General features: G+C 65.5%; 15 protein-coding genes. 13 read left to right on the forward strand and 2 right to left on the reverse strand.

Annotated elements, in window-relative coordinates; translation table 11 throughout:
• The first annotated feature begins 5 nt into the window (after positions 1 to 5).
• Both J2852_RS30300 and J2852_RS30305 read left to right on the forward strand, forming a co-directional pair.
• Positions 6 to 725 carry an ABC transporter ATP-binding protein gene (locus J2852_RS30300; RefSeq protein WP_209882874.1) on the forward strand — a complete coding sequence of 240 codons (720 nt, stop codon included), beginning with the start codon at positions 6 to 8 and terminating at the stop codon, positions 723 to 725.
• Positions 725 to 1,930, forward strand: coding sequence for an ABC transporter permease (locus tag J2852_RS30305; RefSeq protein WP_209882875.1), 1,206 nt, complete (start codon positions 725 to 727; stop codon positions 1,928 to 1,930). The genes J2852_RS30300 and J2852_RS30305 overlap by 1 nt, the downstream gene beginning before the upstream one ends.
• Positions 1,931 to 2,489: 559 nt before the next feature.
• Here J2852_RS30305 and J2852_RS30310 read toward each other — a convergent pair.
• Together J2852_RS30310 and J2852_RS30315 are read right to left on the reverse strand one after the other, a co-directional pair.
• Positions 2,490 to 4,124 (reverse strand): MFS transporter, encoded by a 1,635-nt coding sequence (locus tag J2852_RS30310; protein ID WP_209882877.1) that lies wholly within the window; start codon positions 4,122 to 4,124, stop codon positions 2,490 to 2,492.
• A 20-nt stretch (positions 4,125 to 4,144) separates the two neighbouring features.
• Positions 4,145 to 5,317, reverse strand: a complete 1,173-nt coding sequence (locus J2852_RS30315; RefSeq protein ID WP_211112390.1) for an HlyD family secretion protein — start codon at positions 5,315 to 5,317, stop codon at positions 4,145 to 4,147.
• 984 nt (positions 5,318 to 6,301) lie between these two features.
• Here J2852_RS30315 and speD point away from each other — a divergent pair.
• The 11 genes from speD (at position 6,302) to J2852_RS30370 (ending at position 18,026) form a co-directional block, all read left to right on the forward strand.
• On the forward strand, positions 6,302 to 6,733 hold the full coding sequence (gene speD / locus J2852_RS30320) for an adenosylmethionine decarboxylase (RefSeq protein WP_246500097.1): 432 nt from the start codon (positions 6,302 to 6,304) through the stop codon (positions 6,731 to 6,733).
• A 133-nt stretch (positions 6,734 to 6,866) separates the two neighbouring features.
• Positions 6,867 to 7,358, forward strand: a complete 492-nt coding sequence (locus J2852_RS30325) for a GreA/GreB family elongation factor (RefSeq protein ID WP_209882881.1) — start codon at positions 6,867 to 6,869, stop codon at positions 7,356 to 7,358.
• Positions 7,359 to 7,527: 169 nt separating this feature from the next.
• Positions 7,528 to 8,466 (forward strand): mechanosensitive ion channel family protein, encoded by a 939-nt coding sequence (locus J2852_RS30330; protein ID WP_209882883.1) that lies wholly within the window; start codon positions 7,528 to 7,530, stop codon positions 8,464 to 8,466.
• A 203-nt stretch (positions 8,467 to 8,669) separates the two neighbouring features.
• Positions 8,670 to 9,182 (forward strand): hypothetical protein, encoded by a 513-nt coding sequence (locus J2852_RS30335; protein WP_209882884.1) that lies wholly within the window; start codon positions 8,670 to 8,672, stop codon positions 9,180 to 9,182.
• A 636-nt stretch (positions 9,183 to 9,818) separates the two neighbouring features.
• Positions 9,819 to 10,541 (forward strand): IS630 family transposase, encoded by a 723-nt coding sequence (locus tag J2852_RS31870; RefSeq protein WP_425514413.1) that lies wholly within the window; start codon positions 9,819 to 9,821, stop codon positions 10,539 to 10,541.
• Positions 10,542 to 10,673: 132 nt separating this feature from the next.
• Entirely contained in the window at positions 10,674 to 11,438 is a 765-nt protein-coding gene (locus J2852_RS32280; protein WP_209882886.1) for a response regulator transcription factor, read from the forward strand.
• Between the two features lie 502 nt (positions 11,439 to 11,940).
• Positions 11,941 to 14,721: a hypothetical protein gene (locus J2852_RS30350; RefSeq protein WP_343206854.1), complete on the forward strand. Its 2,781-nt coding sequence runs from the start codon at positions 11,941 to 11,943 to the stop codon at positions 14,719 to 14,721.
• A gap of 176 nt (positions 14,722 to 14,897) precedes the next feature.
• Positions 14,898 to 15,758, forward strand: a complete 861-nt coding sequence (locus tag J2852_RS30355; RefSeq protein ID WP_209882888.1) for an urea carboxylase-associated family protein — start codon at positions 14,898 to 14,900, stop codon at positions 15,756 to 15,758.
• A 668-nt stretch (positions 15,759 to 16,426) separates the two neighbouring features.
• Entirely contained in the window at positions 16,427 to 16,834 is a 408-nt protein-coding gene (locus J2852_RS30360; RefSeq protein WP_209882889.1) for a three component ABC system middle component, read from the forward strand.
• Complete coding sequence (locus J2852_RS30365; RefSeq protein ID WP_209882890.1) at positions 16,834 to 17,106, forward strand: hypothetical protein; 273 nt, start codon at positions 16,834 to 16,836, stop codon at positions 17,104 to 17,106. The genes J2852_RS30360 and J2852_RS30365 overlap by 1 nt, the downstream gene beginning before the upstream one ends.
• Before the next feature lie 482 nt (positions 17,107 to 17,588).
• Positions 17,589 to 18,026, forward strand: coding sequence for a hypothetical protein (locus J2852_RS30370; protein WP_209882891.1), 438 nt, complete (start codon positions 17,589 to 17,591; stop codon positions 18,024 to 18,026).
• Positions 18,027 to 18,162: the final 136 nt, after the last annotated feature.

Here is an 18,162-nt window from a genome sequence, read left to right on the forward strand (position 1 = left end):
CCACCATGCCCAGAGACGGTGAGCCGCCACCACCGCTTATCGCGTTCGAGGGGGTGAGCAAGGTCTTCGGCACCGGCCTCGCCGCCGTCCCGGCGCTCAACGCGGTCGATCTGCGCATCGACCGGGGGGAGTTCGTGGCGATCATGGGGCCATCGGGGTCCGGCAAATCCACGGCGATGAACATCCTCGGCTGCCTCGACACGCCGACCTCCGGCACGTACCGGTTCATGGGCGTCGATGTCGGCCGGCTGGATCGCCGCCGCCGCGCTCTGCTCCGCCGCCGCTACCTGGGGTTCGTCTTCCAGGGCTTCAACCTGCTGGCCCGCACCAGCGCGGTGGAGAATGTGGAGCTTCCACTGATCTACCGCGGCATGGCCCCGGCGGAGCGCCGCCGGCTTGCGCTGGGTGCGCTGGCCCGCGTCGGGTTGGAGGGCCGCGAGGATCACACGCCCGGCGAGCTGTCCGGCGGGCAGCAGCAGCGCGTCGCCATTGCCCGCGCCACCGTCACCGACCCCGCAGTCCTGCTGGCCGACGAGCCGACCGGCAACCTCGACACGCGGATGAGCCTGGAAATCATGAACCTGCTGGTGCGGTTGAACCGTGAACAAGGCATCACGGTCATCATGGTCACGCACGAGCCGGACATGGCGGCCTTCGCGCGGCGCATCATCCGCTTTGTGGACGGTCGCATCGACAGCGATGCCCCCAGCGAAAGGGCTGCCTGATGCTCCTTGAAGCCGTCAAGCTCGCGCTTCAGGCGATCCGCCGCAACGCGTTGCGCTCCTTCCTCACCGTGCTCGGCATCATCATCGGCGTTGGGGCGGTGATCGCCATGGTGACCGTTGGCAACGGCACCACCGCCCGGATCACCGCCGACCTTGCCAAGCTCGGCACCAACCTGCTGTTCGTGCTGCCCGGACAGGTCGGCCCCGGACGCGCCAGTTCCGACGCCAGATCCTTCAACAGCCGAGACATCGAAGCAATGCGGGCACAGCTGCGCGGTGTGCAGGCGGTCGCCCCTATAGCGCAGAAATCGGTGGCGGTGATTTACGGGACGGAGAACCGCAACACGGTGGTGACCGGCACCGACAGCGCCTACTTCGTCGCCCAGGACTGGGCGCTGGCACGGGGGCGCGGCTTCTTCGAAGGCGAGGAGCGCGCCGGCCGCGCCGCCTGCGTCATCGGCCAGACCGTGCGGGAAAAGCTGTTCGGCTCCGCCGACCCCATTGGTCAGGACATCCGCGTCCACAACGTCTCCTGCGAGGTGATCGGCCTTCTGGAGGCGAAGGGGCAGTCGAGCTTCGGCACCGACCTGGACGACACGGTGCTGATGCCGATCCGTGCCTTCCAGCGGCGGATCGCCGGCAACATGGACATCATGCGCGTCTACGTATCGGCCCGGAACGGGGTCGATACGGCCAAGGTGCAGACCGACATCGAACGCCTGCTGCGGGAACGGCGCAACATCACCACCGGCAAGGAGGACGACTTCTCCGTCCGCGACATGAAGCAGGTGGTGCAGGCCACCGCCGGTGCGACGGCGGTGCTGACCGGTCTGCTGGGCGCGGTGGCGGCGGTCAGCCTGCTGGTCGGCGGGATTGGCATCATGAACATCATGCTGGTGTCGGTGACCGAGCGGACGCGGGAAATCGGCATCCGCCTCGCCATCGGCGCCCTGGAGGAGCAGGTGCTGCTGCAGTTCCTGGTGGAGGCGATGGTGCTTTCCCTGTTCGGCGGCATCATCGGAATCCTTCTCGGACTCGGGCTGGCGGTGCTGGCGACGGCCGCGCTAAACGTCCCGTTCCTCGTCGATCCCTTCATCATCCTGGTGGCGTTCGGCTTCTCCGCCATGGTTGGAGTCGTCTTCGGCTACGTCCCGGCCCGCCGCGCGGCCCATCTTGACCCCATCCAGGCACTGCGCCATGAGTGAAGCGGCCGGCAGAGGAAGGCCGCCTTTTAGGGCCTGTTGCGAAGACGGTGGCAGGGATTTGGACCGGGTTTCTGTCGCTCCTGAAGAACGGAGGTGAGGCTGGGCTGTTGAAGCGATTGGCCCACTGTGGAGAGTATCGCGATGACCCGAGCCTATTTCTCCGATCTGCGGGAGCGCGTGCTGCGCGTGATCAGGGCCTTGCGGCCGGCAAGGCGGCCCGATCCGCGGTAGCTGGTTTCACCGTGGTCCGGCTTCGGGTCCATGTCGCGCGCCAGGCCGGGCTAAGGCTGCGGCTGCGCGCGGAAGGGAGGCTTTGGGTGCTTCGAACGTGGATCATCCATGGTCGGCTCGCTTCGGGGGCTGGTGGTCTGCTGTTGATCGGGCTGCGCCATGGCTGGACCGGCGACAGCCACTGCCACGCCGGCGCCGATACCGGCAGCCACCTGCCGGCGGGAGCATGCGTTCCGATTGTCCGTGCCCCTGGCTCACTCCGATCGCATCATGCGGTGTGAACAGCCGGGACGCGCTCAGGTCCCAAAGGTGGCGGACATCGACGCCGTCAGCCGCTGCTTCGCGTCGCTGCCGCAGCGTGGTCGGGCGGTGGCGAAGAAACGGCAGCCGCGACTGGCGCCGGAGCGGGACGCAGCAACGCGATCAGCAGCAGCCCGACGACGATCAACCAGCCGATCACCACGAATCCGTCGATGGTGGCGAGCACGTAGGCTTGGCCGCGCACCGTGCGGGCCAGCAGCGCCGCCGCCCGCTCCGCCGCTTCCGGTTCGCCGACCGACTGGCCGAGCAGGCGCGCGGCGGTGCCGGCGAGGCGCCGCGTCACCGCCGGGTCCCCCGCCGGCACATGCAGGCCCAGCGTGAAGGAGTGGAACTGCTCGCGCACCCGCAAGAAGGTCTGCACGAAGGCGGCGCCAAGCTCGCCGCCGAGCAGGCGCGACGTCTGCAGCAGCGCGCCGAGCGTCAGGATATGGGCCGGGTTCAGGTTGCGGACGTTGAAGAAGATCAGCGAGGTCATGGCGAACGACTGCCCGAAGGCCTGGAGGATCTGCGAGGGCAGGAATGTCTCCCCGACCCAGTCGGCGGTGAGGTGCGATGCCATCCAGCAGGCCAGTCCGACCGCGGCGAAGCCGGCACCAAGGGTGAGGCGCGGGTCGACGTGGCGCAGCAGCGTGCCGATCAGCGGCGCCAGCAGGACCTGCGGCATGGCGATCCACAGCAGCGCGTCGCCGACCTCCAGCGGCCGGAAATTGTGCACGGCGATCAGATATTGCGGGATCAGATAGGCGGTGGACAGCATCGCCAGCCGCATCATCACCAACAGCAGGCAGAGCAACGGTATGTTGCCGCGGAAGATTACGGAGAAGTCGAACCATGGCTTCGCGCAGGAGAGCTCCTGCACCAGGAAGGCGCCGACCAGCAGCGCGCCGCCGAGCAGCAGCCCGTTGATGACGCCGGAGTTCAGCCAGTCCAGCCGGTTGCCCTGGTCGAGGGCGGCATAGAGCAGCCCGAAGCCCAGGCTGGCGTAGGCCATCCCCCACCAGTCGGCGCCGCTGAGCAGGTCGCGCTTTACCGGTTCCTTCGGGATGCCGAGGTGGACGCAGACGAACATCAGCGGCGCGAGCACCGCGGTGTCCCAGAAGATCCATTGCCAGCCCCAATGCTCGGAGAACCAGCCCTCCAGCGAGGCGGCGACGTTCAGCGACAGCTCGATGTTCATCGCGTAGACGGCGATGCCGTAGACGATGAAGCGGGCCGGCAGGTTGCGGAGGATGAAGCCGATGGTGAGCGGGACGAAGGTCCCCGATGCCAGCCCGGCGATGGCCTGGAAGACCAGCACGCCGGTGAGGCTGCCGGTCAGCGGCAGCAGGACCATCGCCACCCCGAACGCCGCCGATGCCGGCAGCAGAATGCGCCGAGGGCCGAACACCGCACCAAGGAACGGGCAGAGCGGCGCCACGAGCATCTGCGCCACCGTGTAGGTGGTGGTGATCCAGGCGGCCTCGTCGTAGCCGGCGTGGATGGCGCCGCGGATGTCGGCGAGGCCGAGGCTGGTGATGCGCGTGGTCAGCGTGGCGATCACCGCGCCCAGCAGCACGCCGAGGATGCCGACGTACGGGTGATGGGTGATGGCCGGGCGCAGCCAGCGATGGAAGACCGGCCGGGGAAGCCGGCGGCCGGGCACGGCACGGCCCTCCGCGCCGTTCATTGCGCCGCCCCGCCGGTCGGCTCGGGCGCCGACGTGTCCACGGTCGCCTCGACCGACATGCCGGGGCGCAGCCGGTCCACCAGCGGGTTCGGCTGATCGAGGAGAATCTTCACCGGGATGCGCTGCACGATCTTGGTGAAATTGCCGGTGGCGTTCTCGGGCGGCAGCAGGGCGAACTGGCTGCCGGTGGCGGGGGCATAGGCGACCACCCGGCCGCGCAGCTCCGTACCGGGAAAGGCGTCGACCCGCACCGCCGCCGGCTGACCAGGCCGCATGTGGGTGAGCTGCGTCTCCTTGTAGTTCGCCACGACCCACACGTCCGGCAGCGGCACCAGCGTGACCACTTGGGTTCCGGGAGCGACGTACTGACCGACGCGGACCTGCCGATGCCCGAGCACGCCGTCGGCTGGCGCGGTGATCCGGGTGTAACCGAGATTGATGCGCGCCAGTGTGAGTGCCGCCTCCTGCTGCGCCAGCGTCGCCTCGGCCTGCCGGCGTTGCGCCTCCAGCCCTTCGATCCGAGCCTTCTCCTGCTCGATCTGGGCGTGACCCGCCTCCAGCGCGGCGGCGGCGCGGCGTTCCGCGGCCTCAGCCTGCTGGTAGGCTTGTGGCGTGCCGGCCAGCCGCTCGTCGATCAGCGCCCCCTGGCGTTCGCGCTCCAACCGCGTGCGCCACGCTTCCGCCTCCAGGCCCTTGAGGTTGGCCTGCGCCTGATCGAGCTGGGTTTGCTGCGTGCGCTTCTGGCTGTCCAGCACGGCGATGGCGGCTTTCGCCGCAGCGACGGCGCCCTCCGCTTGCGCCACCCGGGCCCGGTAGTCGGCGTCGGCGATCTCGGCCAGCGTGTCGCCGGCCCGCACGCGCTGGAAATCTCCGACCGGTACGGCCGTCACGGTGCCCGACACCTGCGCGGCGATCGGCGTGACGTCGGCCTGAAGGTAGGCATCGTTCGTCCATTGCCGGCCGGCCGAGCCGACCCACCGGTTCCAGCGGGTCGAGAAGGCCAGCACGAGGAGGAGCGCCAGGCCGAGGACGGCCCCGCGCACGATCCAGGGATTCCAGGTCACCACCTGCCCGGCGCGCGCCGGTGTCGCGGGCGGTGTCGTTGGCGGGGGCGGTACCGGGGCTTGGCCGGACCGCTGGACCTCGCTGTGGTGCTGGGCATGGGCCATCGGGATGCCGCGCGTGATGCCGGCTCATCGGCCGTCGTTCGGATCGTTCTGTTGCTAACGCTTTTCCGCGCGATTGCTCCCGCCGACCGGCGGTGGTCCTGGACCGAAACCCCGATCCAGATGACAGGCCGCTCTTCGGGGTCTGCCAGCGTGGTGCGTGGTGGGGGAGGGGGCGGTGTCCGGCTCGGCGTCGAAGCCGTGGCGGGCAGTCGCGCCACTCGACCGTGGGTATCCGGCAAACCGATGGGCTGATCGGCTCGTTGATTACCAGCCTTTTTCATTGTGCGGCGTAGAGGAACACGGTTTCGCTGGCGGTTCCCGGTCGCGGCTCCCAGCGTCACCTGAGCCTTGAAATTGAGACGGATAGTCGCCAATTAACATGGCACCATGATGAACGCTGCCCTCCAGACCCGACTCTCTTTGCGTGCAGGCCGTGTGCACGCGGGCACGTTCGCCCCGGATTAAGGCGCGTAGCAGCGCTCCTGATCCATCTGGGGCTCACATTCCAAAAACCTGCTGCTCCCGGGGGCTGAAGCCGCGTCCACCCACAACGCCGGCGATTCCCCAATGTTTCCCACCGCTGTCGATCCGTCGGCTGCGAAGCATGGATGCTGGAGGAGATCCGATGGCCAAGGACTGTGAGAGGCCCCCACTGTCGAACCGGCAAGACGAAGACAGAAGCTGCGAGGCGCGAGTTGTGCCCTTCCGGCCGAGAACGCAGCGGCCGAGCAATCTTGCGCCTACACCACCGGACGACGACAAGCCCTTGCCGCCCGTCGCCTGACGGTGGCCGCCGCATTCAGGCCGGACGCCTAAAATTAACTGAACACCAGAACATCCCTTGCTCGTGCAAGGGTAGGAACAATCGACAGGGGGACTCAATTGATGAAATCCACGGCTCTCATCCGGCTGGAAACGGATCTGGCAACGGTATCCGGGACCGCTCGGGGAGAGGGTTCGAGAGCCGATCCGGTCAACATCCCAATGGGACCTTGGGCTGGGGCCAAGGATGCGGAGGACCGGAAGGACCACTTCATCGCGCGCGACGGCAAGGTCTTCGCCGGAACCCACCTGATCGTCGATCTGTGGGGTGCCGAGCGGCTGGACGATCTTGAGCATGTCCGCGCCACGCTGATCGAGGCGGTCGAGGTGGCCGGTGCCACGCTGCTGCACATCCACCTGCACCATTTCACGCCGAACGGCGGCATCTCGGGCGTTGCCGTTCTGGCGGAATCGCACATCAGCATCCACAGCTGGCCGGAGCGGGGCTACGCCGCGCTGGACATCTTCATGTGCGGCGACGCCCAGCCGCTGAAGGCCATTCCGGTGCTGGAAAGCGCATTCACCCCCTCCCGCATGAAATGCGACGAACTGCTTCGAGGTGATACAGGAGTGGGCAACGGCACGCCGGTCTGAACGCGCGGCGGGGACGAGTCCCCGATGCAGCTCGCGAGATCAGGCAGGACTATGCAGGCCCCGCCTCCCATCAGCCGTGTCGCCAATCCTTGGCTTTACTCCACGGTGCCAGCATCAACATGGGGAGATGGTCATGTCCACAGTTTGCAACGAAGGGCTGGTTCTTCCGCCGGTCCTTATGAGCGATCGCGACTGGGGCCGGTTGAAGAGATTGGTGGAGCGAGCAGCGGCGCTGTATCACCCAATGTCCGAGCTGCTGGAGAAGGAGGTCAAAAGGGCGACCGTCTGCCCGGCCAAGGACGTTCCGCCGGATGTCGTGACCATGAATTCCCGAGTGGTGTTCCGCGCCTACGACGGAGCGGATCTGGAATCCCGTGTGCTGGTGTTCCCGGAGCGCTATACACCCAACGGCTGCTGCGTGTCGGTTACCACGCCACTCGGCGCTGCGTTGATCGGTCTGCGCATCGGCGGTTGCTTCCCTCACCGGCGAGCGGATGGAGCACTCATGCGCGTGTTTGTGCATGACATCGCCTATCAGCCGGAGGCCGCCATGCGGAAGCGTGCGACCCAAAACCTTTGGGAATCGGCTGCCGAACCGGTGCAACTGGAGCAGAGACTCCGGTAGTTGCCCCAGCCTTGCGCTGGCGGCTTCGAGCCGCCGGTCAATCGGGGTGCTTCCGACATTAACCTGCTCGACAACAGCTTTGGACCAAATGGCCCCCCTACCTTGCTCGCACGCCGAGGGAACGACACCATTGCCGATGATGGGCACACGCCTCGCATTGACCGCGTCTATGACCGCGCGCCTGATCTGGCCGATGGTTATGGTCGCCGTCAGCCTGTTACTGCTTGTCGGACATCCATGGCTTTTGAAGGTCGCCGGCGCGCCTCCCGAAAGCGTGGTGGCGATGGCGCCTGTTGTCCTGGGAGGCGCCAGCTGCTTTTCCGCCGCGTGGCTGACGGCCCGTCTTGTCGTGCTGATCCTGGAACGCACCAGCCGGGACCAACGTCGCCTGCCGAAGCTCCTTCAGGAGTCCGTGACCGTTGCGTTCTTCCTCATCGCGCTTATGGGCACCATCGCGTTGGCGTTGGACGGTGCTGTCGCTGGGTCCGTCGCGACCTCCGGCGTCGTCATCGCGATCCTTGGATTCGCGTTGAGAAACATCATCGCGGACATCGTTCTTGGAATCGCCTTGGGGCTGGAGCGTTCATACCGCATCGGCGACTGGCTCAAAATCGACAACGGCGTCAGCGGTGTGGTCATTGACATCAATTGGAGGACAACGCGTCTTCTAACGCGCAATCAAACCCACGTTATCCTGCCGAACAGCCGCATCGCACAACGGCAATTGGTCAACTACAGCGAGCCGAAGCGCCAATATCGGGATCAGTTGCGTATTTGTCTGCCCCACTCCATACCGGTCGCGGAAGCGAAGCGTGTTCTGTTAGCTGCGGCGCAGACCGCCCATCGGAAGCTTACGGGCCCGGTCCCCGACGTTCTGGCGGTCACCTATACGCTGGGGGGAATAGAGTACGCGGTCCGCTATTGGGTGCCGAACTACGCGGAGGAAGCGGCTTGCCGGGACGCACTTCTGACCGTCATCGATGCCGCACTCCGGAGTGAAGGGCTGCATGTTCTTCAGAACACCTCGGAGTCGACGGGGCTTGTCCATCAGGTCGGCGAAGTGATCGAGGCCCGACAAGAATATAGCTCCGTATTGCGTCAGAATTAGACAAGGAAAAATGAGGGCTGATGGACGTTGGCGCCTAAATCTTCGGAAGCTGCCGGTGTTGTGGTTTTGGCGGATATAGAGGCGTCGCGTTGAAGCCGAGAGCCGGATGCCGTACAAGGCCAACGAGACCCGCCGTCACACGATCCCGCGCGCCTGCTAACGGGTTGAGAACTGGGCGGCCTACGGGCCGCTCCCGCGGCGGGTTGACCACCAAGATCGTCGCCGTGTTCGATGCGCTGGGGATGGAGGGCGTTCTTGTCGTACGGTTCGCGCGCAATCCGAATGACCAACGTTCCTATGTGTTGGGTTGGTACAGGGATGCCTTTTTGCATCGGTATGGACAGGGCACCGATGGTGAAACCGCATGGTTTGTCAACGGCGATCCCATTCGTCACATCGTCGAAACCTTGGCGGAAAATGGTGTGTGCCTTCCAGAAAAGGACCGCACCCTTCCGGTTCCAAGCGCCCAGACAGAAAAAGGCGGATTCGGCCAGAACTGCATCTGGCACTGCGACAATCATCCCATTTTCCGCAAGCGTGTTCTTGATTTCATCGACCGTTACGAGGGTGGCGTTGCCACGCCGTCGAACCGGCCGCCGCCGCACAACCATGATCCCGCGAAGCGACTGGCCGTGGAACCTCGTGGCGGCGGTGTAGCGCGAGCCGTGGGGGCACATCGTCCGCTAGGCCCGCTTCCCGGATCGCATCGCTCATGAAATGCACGAAGCCGTTCGGCGTCATCAACTTGTGAAACCGGCTGGGCAGCATTGCCATGTGCTTGTGCAACTCCAGCCACGGGTCCAGCACTACGGCCGACTCCTGCGCCGCCGGGATCCACAGCCGTTCGTTCGTCTTCTGCTTCACGCTGATGGTTTCCATCGCGATAGTGCTGGCGCATCATAGCGGCCACGTCGCTTGCCCGCTGGCCTGTGTTCAGCAGTGGCTCGAACGCCACGCGTTCGTGGGCTCCTGGCCCCCATTTCTCCCGACACGCGGCTATCTTGTGCTCCTCCCAGGGGTGGTGGCCATCGCTGGTCGTCAGAAGCTTGGGTTTCTGCCCTGTTCGCGCCAACAGCCTGGACGTCGCACGCTATTTCGAAAAGGCTCACAACTACGTCATGGGAGACATCCGGTCTCTGCTTGACGCTGACGACGCCGAACATGCGTCCAAAATTGGACTGATGTTCCGCCCCACGGCTCGGGAGGTGCTGATCGGCAATGGCGGAAAGCGTCTCGACCCATGCAAAAAGCTTCGATACATCGACCACTTCAATGAGATAGAGGCGGCGTTGAAGGCTGGGCGTGCGTTGGAAGCGAGTCCGTCTGAAGCAAAACAGTTCCCTGAATGGCCTATGGTCTCGTTCGCAGCGGCCACACGCCACAAAAGCTGGTCCCGGGTGCCCGCCGCGCTGCTGAGCGACGGCGCGCGCCTGAACGGGGCGATCGCGCGAGACGTCGGTCTCTACATGGACCCGCCGCAGCACGCACTGGTGCTGGCGGTCGATGATAAGTCGCAGATCCAAGCCTTGGAACGCACCCAGCCGGGGCGGCCGCTGACCACGGGCCAGCCCGCGACGCACACCCACGATTATACCCGGCACGGCACAACCACGTTGTTCGCCGCGCTCACTGTTCTGGGCGGCACCGTGCTCGGCCAGTGTGCGGCCCGGCATCGGCATCAGGAGTTCATCCGCTTCCTCAACGTGGTTGAGACGGCGGTGTCGATCGGCAAGGTGGTGCACGTGATCCTGGATAACGACGCCACCCACAAGCGCCCGAAAGTCAGCGTCCGGTTGGATAAGCACTCGCGCTGGGTCTTCCACTTCACCCCGACCTCGTCGTCGTGGCTGAACGCGGTGGAGGGCTTCTTCGCCAAGCTGACAACCAAACGCCTGCGCTACGGCAGCTTCTGCGGCATCGTGGACCTGCAGGTTGCCATCCACCGCTTCATCACCGAGCACAACAGGACGGCCAAGCGCTTCGTCTGGACCACCGATTCCGACCGCATCATCGCCGGCGTCAGCAAAGCGAAAGGGGCGTCAGATTTCCGGAAACGCACCTTTGTGGGGCGTTGATGGGATGGGCGGCGGCCCCGACCCGTCGTCAAAGAACCCATTTCTCTGGAAGCGCAACCACACTGCACCGCAGAGAAGAGGACATGTTTCAAACGGACGCCTTCTGGTGCATCTTATCGAAAAGGGGGCTCCGTGGACGACGTTTACCGCCTGTGGGACGAGCTGGCCGATTTCGATGCCGCGCGTTGCGACGAGGCGCTGCTGCATTTCATGCGCAGCCTTTGCGCTCGCATCGGCGCAGACAACGCCATATGGCTCGGCGTGATTAGGGCGGATGAGGTGGGGCCGGAAGATCCGACCGGGGGATGGCGTGCCGTCGTCGTCCGCAATCTGGAATCCACGCCGCTGCTGGACACCGTGGTCCAGAAGCAGAAGGATCTGCTCGACAAAGGGGTCGCCGACGTCGCAACCCTCAAGCATCTTGAGGGCGCCGGCCGTTTCCGCGCTAATCGTCTGTGCGACGTGGTCGGGCCGGATTGGTTCGAAGCCGACTATTACCGTAGCTATTATCTCGATGCCGGTCTGGAGGACGCCATGTTGAGCGCCTTTCCAGTCAATCAGGACACCGAATCCTGGTTTGGGCTTCATCGCCGAACGGGACAGAGGCGCTTCAGCGAGGCCGAACGCGACGACATGGCGCGCATTCTGCGCGGTATCAAGTGGTTCCACCGCCAAGTGCTCCTGTCGCATGGGCTGCTGGTGGCAGCCTCGCCGCTGACTGCCGCCGAGCGCAAGGTGCTGCACCTGTTCCTTACCGGTCTGCCGGAAAAGCTGATTGCCGAACGGCTGGGGCGCAGCCAGCACACCATCCACGACACCGTCGCCTCCATCTATCGCAAGTTCGGCGTCAGCAGCCGCTCGGCGTTGATGGCAATCTGGCTGGGCCACCCGGGTTAGCGTTTCCCGTTCAGAAGGGCGGCGTGATCGTCTTGAGGTGAAGCCCGCCATACGCCGCCGCAAACTGGCAACCTTCAAGGGTGAGAGGCGGCACCCCCCTATTTAGGGGGGTGTCAGCGCCCAGCGTATCTCTCTATCACTGGCTTGAACGTGTTGGTTGCGGTGTGGCGACCGCATGGGCGCTGGGCATACCTTGGGGGCAGCCAATGTTCGGGATGGAAACGGTGGCCTCACCTTGTGAGGAACGAAGTGTCGATGGCCCATTCGGCCTGTGCGTCCGCTGCGGTCAACCCCGATTCAGAGCCGCGCCTGAGTGAGCGCGCAAGGGCCAAATACTGACAGGCCAACCTCAGCACCCATTGTGACCTAAACTGCCGGCGATCCGGCGCATATCCTGTGGAGATTTCGCGTGGCCGGATTATTCAAGTACACGTCATCAGCGGATTACGCAGGATCATCTTCCGCCAATATAAAATATGACGCCACGTCTGATCTTCAGAACGTGGTCGGGGCAGAAAGCAGTATTTCGATCTCTGTTTTTGGCCCTGGTCGTTACCAAATTGCGATAAATGGCGGTTCCGCAAGCGACATATTTGACAGCAGCGGGTATTTTTACCTAACTGCAGGCAACGGAATCCTAGTCGACCGTTCGAGCACAGTCGCCGCAACAACAAACGTTGTCGGCGGCAGCAAGAGTGACGTGCTCATTGGTGGTGGCGGCGACGACACCTTCGCCGGCTGGTCGGGCAATGATAGCATCACCGGCGGTGGCGGCACCGACAACTTGTCCGGCGGTGCCGGCAACGACATTTTTGTTTACACGAATGTGGAACTGATCGCGGCCGAGGTGGTGGACGGCGGAACGAACACCGACACCGTTGCGATCACCGACGATGCCTCGATCACCGACAGCGTCTGGGCCAGCAAGACCACTCTCGAAGCGCTCGATCTGCGGGGCACCGGCGCCCAATCGGTGACGCTGGGCGCCAACGCCAGCACGGCTTTCGGCACCGGCATCACTGTCACCGCGGCCGCCGCGGCGACCAGCCTGACGCTGGCCGGCGGCAGCCTGACCGTCGCGCTCACCGCCACCGGCACCAACAACAACGACACCATCACCGGCGGCTCGGGCAGCGATTCCATCACCGGCGGTGGCGGCACCGACAGCCTGACCGGAGGTTCCGGCAACGACACCTTTGTCTACGCAAGTGCTGAATTGATCGCAGCCGAGGCGGTGGATGGCGGGGCAAACACCGACACCATTGCGATCACCGACGACGCCTTGACCACCGACGGCGTCTGGACCAATAAGACCACCCTCGAAGCGCTCGATCTGCGGGGCACCGGCGCCCAATCGGTGACGCTGGGCACCAACGCCAGCGCGGCTTTCGGCACCGGCATCACTGTCACCGCGGCCGCCGCGGCGACCAGCCTGACGCTGGCCGGCGGCAGTCTGACCGTGGCGCTCACCGCCACCGGCACCAACAACAACGACACCATCACCGGCGGCAGCGGCTCCGACAGCCTGTCCGGCGGCGGCGGCAACGATTCCATCGCCAGCGGCTCCGGCACCGACAGCCTGACCGGCGGCAGCGGCAACGATTCCATCACCGGCAGCGTGGACGATCTCAACGGTGACGTCATCACCGACTTTTCCACCTCGGACACGCTGAAAGTCACCGGAACCGATCTCTCGGCGCTCAACGGCACATCGGCCGGCGCGACGCTCACGCTCGCCGCCGGAAAGACGCTGACTCTGACCGGCGTCACCAGCGCTTACAACTGGCAGGCCAGTTACTCCGGCGGCGACACCACGCTCACCCTCGTCACGCCCCCGCCCACCACGCCCACCACGCCCAGCAGCGGAGACAACGGAGGTCCCTCCACCAGCATGGTGGACGGCGTATTGGTCAGCAAAACCAGCAGCACGGACGGCCGTGGCGTGCCGATGGTCACTATTTCCATTCCGGTGGTCCCCGCCTCGCGCCAGGACACCAGCCCCACAACGAGCAACGCCGACGTGCCGCTGGCTACCGACCAGCGGGGCCTCCCCGCAATTCTGGCCAGCCTGCCCACCGGTACCGGACTGAACGCCAGTGGCATCGAGCGACCCGTGGTAAAGACGCTGGCGATGGACACGCTGATCCAAGCCATCCAGGCGACCACCACCACCAATTCCACCGACCGTACCCAGCAGACCGGCTTCGGTCAGTCGTTCCTCGACGCGCTGCCCAGCGGCGCCCCGCTGCTGGTGCAGACCATCACGCCCATCGTGTCCAGCACCGCCGCCCCCAGCCAATCCATTATCCTGACCGGCGACAGCAGCCTGTCCGGCGCTCCGGGCAGCTACAAGGCCCTGGTGGTGGACGGCCGCACTCTCCCCAGCGGCACGCCGGTGGACCTCCTGGGCGTGGGCTTCGCCGTCGTCCAAGGCGCGCTGGTGATCAACACCCGCCACGCCACCGCCGCGTCGGGCTCGGCCGGTGCCATGTTCCCGATGGTGGCCGACAGCGCGCAGACCATCGTGTGCGACAGTGCCGCCCAGACGGTCACGCTGGGCGATGCCGCTGACGCGCTTCAGGCGGGCGGTGGCGATGACACCGGCATCGGCGGCAGCGGTGCTGATACCATGATGCTGGGCGATGGCGCCGATCTGGTGTGCGGCAACATGGGCTCCGACCTGCTGCTGGGCAACATGGGAGCCGACACGCTGTACGGTGGCCGGGATAACGACACGGTCTACGGCGGCCGGGACGACGACCTGTTGTTCGGCGACCTCGGCGACGACAGCCTGCTGGGCGACCTGGGCAACGACCACCTGGTGAGCGGCGACGGTGCCGACACAGAAATCGGGGGCGAGGGCACCGACCTGCTGTTGGGCAATGCCGGGAGCGACCTGTTGCTGGGCAACATGGGGGCCGACACGCTTTACGGTGGCCGGGACAATGACACGCTGTACGGCGGGCGTGATGGCGACCTGCTGTTCGGCGATCTCGGCGACGACCTGCTGTCGGGCGAGCTGGGTACCGACACACTGACCGGCGGTGCCGGCGCGGATGTCTTTGTGTTCCGGGCCGGAGATGGGGCCGATGTGGTGAACGACTTCCGCTTCGCCGAGGGTGACCGTATCGGGTTGGCGGGTGGGGCGCGAGGCTACACGCTGCGCTCGACCGGGGCCGGGGACGCGGTGATTGTCTTCTCCGAGAGCGACACCGTCACGCTGATCGGGGTGCGCACCAGTGACATCAATTCCGGCTGGTTTGTGCCACTGACTGGAAGCTGAGCGGGCTCAATGCACCAATGAGGACGCCGGGCAAAGCCCGGCACTTCTGCCACCAATGAGCTTTGTAGAACGGAACGAGTCGTCCGGTGCGGGCCACTAGCGACAGGACGGGGCTCGCGCTCGCGGACGCGGTATCCTACTCTGATCGGGCCAACCAGCACGACGAAGAGAGCGCCATGAAGCCGAACCGTCCCGAGCATCCGGCGCCGCCCGACGCAGACGCGCGCCGGAACGTCGCGCCGGTGATCTGCTACCCGGTGAACAACCTGCCCCCGGCCGACGTCGCCGCCTATCGCGCCGCCCGGAACGGCTGGCGGAAAGTCACCGACGTGCGTGTCCCGCCGCGCGAGGCACGGTGCTTCGAGGTGCCGGCCGGGTGGTTCTTCCGCATCGTCAGCGTCGAGGGGCCGCAGGTGGGCGACCTCAATCTGTGGGCGGCGAACGATCTCGGCGAGCGCTTCTTCTCCGGCAAGACGCGGGCGCTGCACGGCACGCACCTGTCCACCGGCGACCGGCTGTGGTCGTCGCTGCCGCACCTGCGGCCCATGGCCACCATCACCGAGGATACGCTCGATTGGTACGGGTTCGATGCGCACGGCGGGTCGGTGCACGACGTCATCGGGACGCGGTGCGATCCCTACACGCACCGCCTGCTTGCCGGCGCCGACTATCACCATTGCGGCCACTCCAACCTGACCCGTGCCCTGGCCGACCACCAGCAGAACCCGCGCAACGGCGTCGAGCCGGCGGTGCACGACGTGCTGAACGTGTTCATGTGCACGGGGGTCACCCGCGACACCGGCCAGTACTTCATGAAGGCGAGCCCGGTGCGCCCCGGCGACTTCCTGGAATTCTTCGCCGAGATCGACCTGCTCGGCGCCCTGTCGGCCTGCCCGGGTGGCGATTGCAGCACCGAGCATTCGAGCGACGCCGCAACCTGCTACCCTCTCCTCGTCGAGGTCTATGAACCCAAGGGGGCGCCGAGTGGATGGGCGCCTCCGACGCGCAACGGCTACCGCGGGGGACACGGCCCCTAAGAGCGCCAGCACACAGCGGGACGCCGCCGTACGCGGCCCTGGATTGCCGCGGGGACCCAGATGGCGAGGAAAACGCGCCGCTATGCGCAATTCTTGTCCAGCGGGCCTGCGTGCATCAGGCGGGCGCGATCCACAGGCAAACGGATCGATCGGCGGCGTCGGAGGCGAAGGCCCCTTCCACAACACGGCCAGGGTCGCTGCCGTCGATCACCACGGCGGTCGTCCGTACCGGGGTTGTCCACCAAGGTGGGACGGACCATCCTCGTTGGAGCGATTGGCCGCCGGTAAACGAGGGCGGCGACGATGGTGCACAAGCACGATGGGCCGGACTGGGGCCAGCATGGCGTGAAGGTTATTCCCGGTAGCCAGCTCGACTCGAATACGCTGCAAACACCAGGCATGAACCGTGCTGCGGCGATCAGCTTTGCCCGCGCCAGAATGCGCTGGGGGGGAGCGCCTGGAGTTCGCCGCAGAGGCCGGACCCGGCGACTTCATCTTCGTTCCGCCGTACGTTCCGCATCAGGAGATCAATGCAAGCCCATGGTCGAAGAGGTGCGATGGGAGGATCCAATCCATCGGCTGGCCTCTCCATCGGCGGGTTGAGATCGTTTGAGGGAAAAAGGAGCCGCAGCATTACTTCATCGGCGGGTGTTTCAACGAACTGGCTGATGGCCCCGCCTCGGCCGGCACCATTGCCGCTGGCTTTCCTGGTGCTGTCCCTCCTGCTCCACCGGCGCACGCTGGAGATGATCGGGTCCACGCGCAATTCCTCGGGATTGGCCCTCTTCGCGGCCAAGTTCGGCGAAGAACGGGAGAATCTGCTGGCGGTGCATGAGCGCGCCCTGCTCCTGCGCTCGTTGACGCTCCAGTCCGTCGCCATGGGGAGCCGCGCCAAGCTGCTGACCGTCGACTACCCAGCAGCGACGGTGTGGGCGAACGCCTTGGAACCGAAGAGCAAGAAGCCCGCCCTATCCAAGAGGATCAAAGGCGTGTCTGGTGCCACGGAGAAACTTGGTCACTGGTTCTGCAAGGCTGGCCTGAATCAGGTCGCGACGACATTGAGGGTGGAGTTCTGATGTACTTTCAGCTGCGCAAGCTCACCCTCTGGCAGCGGACCGACGCGCCGCCCCGGATGGTGGACTTCACGCCGGGCGTCGTCAACGTCATTAGCGGCGCCTCGAAGACCGGCAAGTCCGCTGTCATTCCAATCGTCGACTACTTCCTCGGGGGCGACAAGTGCGCCATTCCCGTGGGCGTCATTCGGGAGAACTGCTCCTGGTTCGGCATCGTGGTCGATACCATCGAGGGGCAGAAACTCCTGGCGAGGTGCGAGCCCGGCGACCAGTAGAAGACCGGCGACATGGTCCTTTTGGAGGGACCTAAGGTCGAAGTTTCGCACCGGATCAAAGAGAAGACCACCAACGTCGACATCGTGAAAGCAATGCTTTAACCGGATTGCCGGCCTCACTGGGCTGGAGTTCGACCCGGCGTCGGAAGGCGGTTACAAATCCCGTCCCAGTTTCCAGGACTTAGTCCTACAGTTTTCCTGGGCCTAGTCCTACAGTTGAGTCTGTGAGGCTGGCTGGTGGGAGCTGTTGAAGGGAGTCTCCAGCTGAGGAGGCTCCCATGACCGCCGCTCTGGATGTGTCGACGGGTTGACCGACCCGGCTCAATGAGCTGTTTGGCCGTATTTTCGGTGAGTTCGCTCGTGCCGAGCCGCGTTGGCAGGCCCGCAAGTACCTGGAAGGGCTGGTTGGCGGTGCCAAGCGCAAGAATGGCTGGCACCTGGCCGAACAGATCGGCGATGTCCGGCCCTGGCGTACGCAGCGGGTGCTCAGCCACGTGCAGTGGGATCAGGATCGCGTCCGCGATGTGTGCCGTGCCCACGTCGTCGAACAACTCGGCCGCGCCGCCGTGCTCAACGTCCTGACCACTGATCGCGAGTTCCTGCACCTCAAGGCCGCGGCCTTGGCCGACCTCGTGCCGGAGGATGGCTGGAAGCGGCTGAGCACTGGCGTCGGAGTCAAAGGGCAGCGTTACTACGACTGGGCGCGGTTGCGCCTGTTCTGGCTTCAGGAACCGCCGTGGGATTACTGGCTGCTGATCCGCCGCAACCGCAAGGAGCAGGCCGACAAGTCCTCCTGCGTCACCTTCGGGCCGATGGAAACCACCATGGCGGACTTGGTGCGGGGGAGGGGCGGGGCGGCGGTGGGCGGTCGAGGAATGCTTCGAGATCGCCAAGCAGGCTTGCGGGCTGGCCGACTATGAGGTCCGCAGCTGGCACGGCTGGTATCGGCACGTCACATTGTGGGAGTATCCGGAATTTCGTGCTCGGTGGGGTTATCCTGAAGCGAAAGGAGCCCCTGCATGGCACGACGCAAAGAGGCCGTTATCCCGGACGCGA

It is taken from the genome of Azospirillum soli (assembly GCF_017876165.1).
GTDB classification, from domain to species: domain Bacteria; phylum Pseudomonadota; class Alphaproteobacteria; order Azospirillales; family Azospirillaceae; genus Azospirillum; species Azospirillum soli.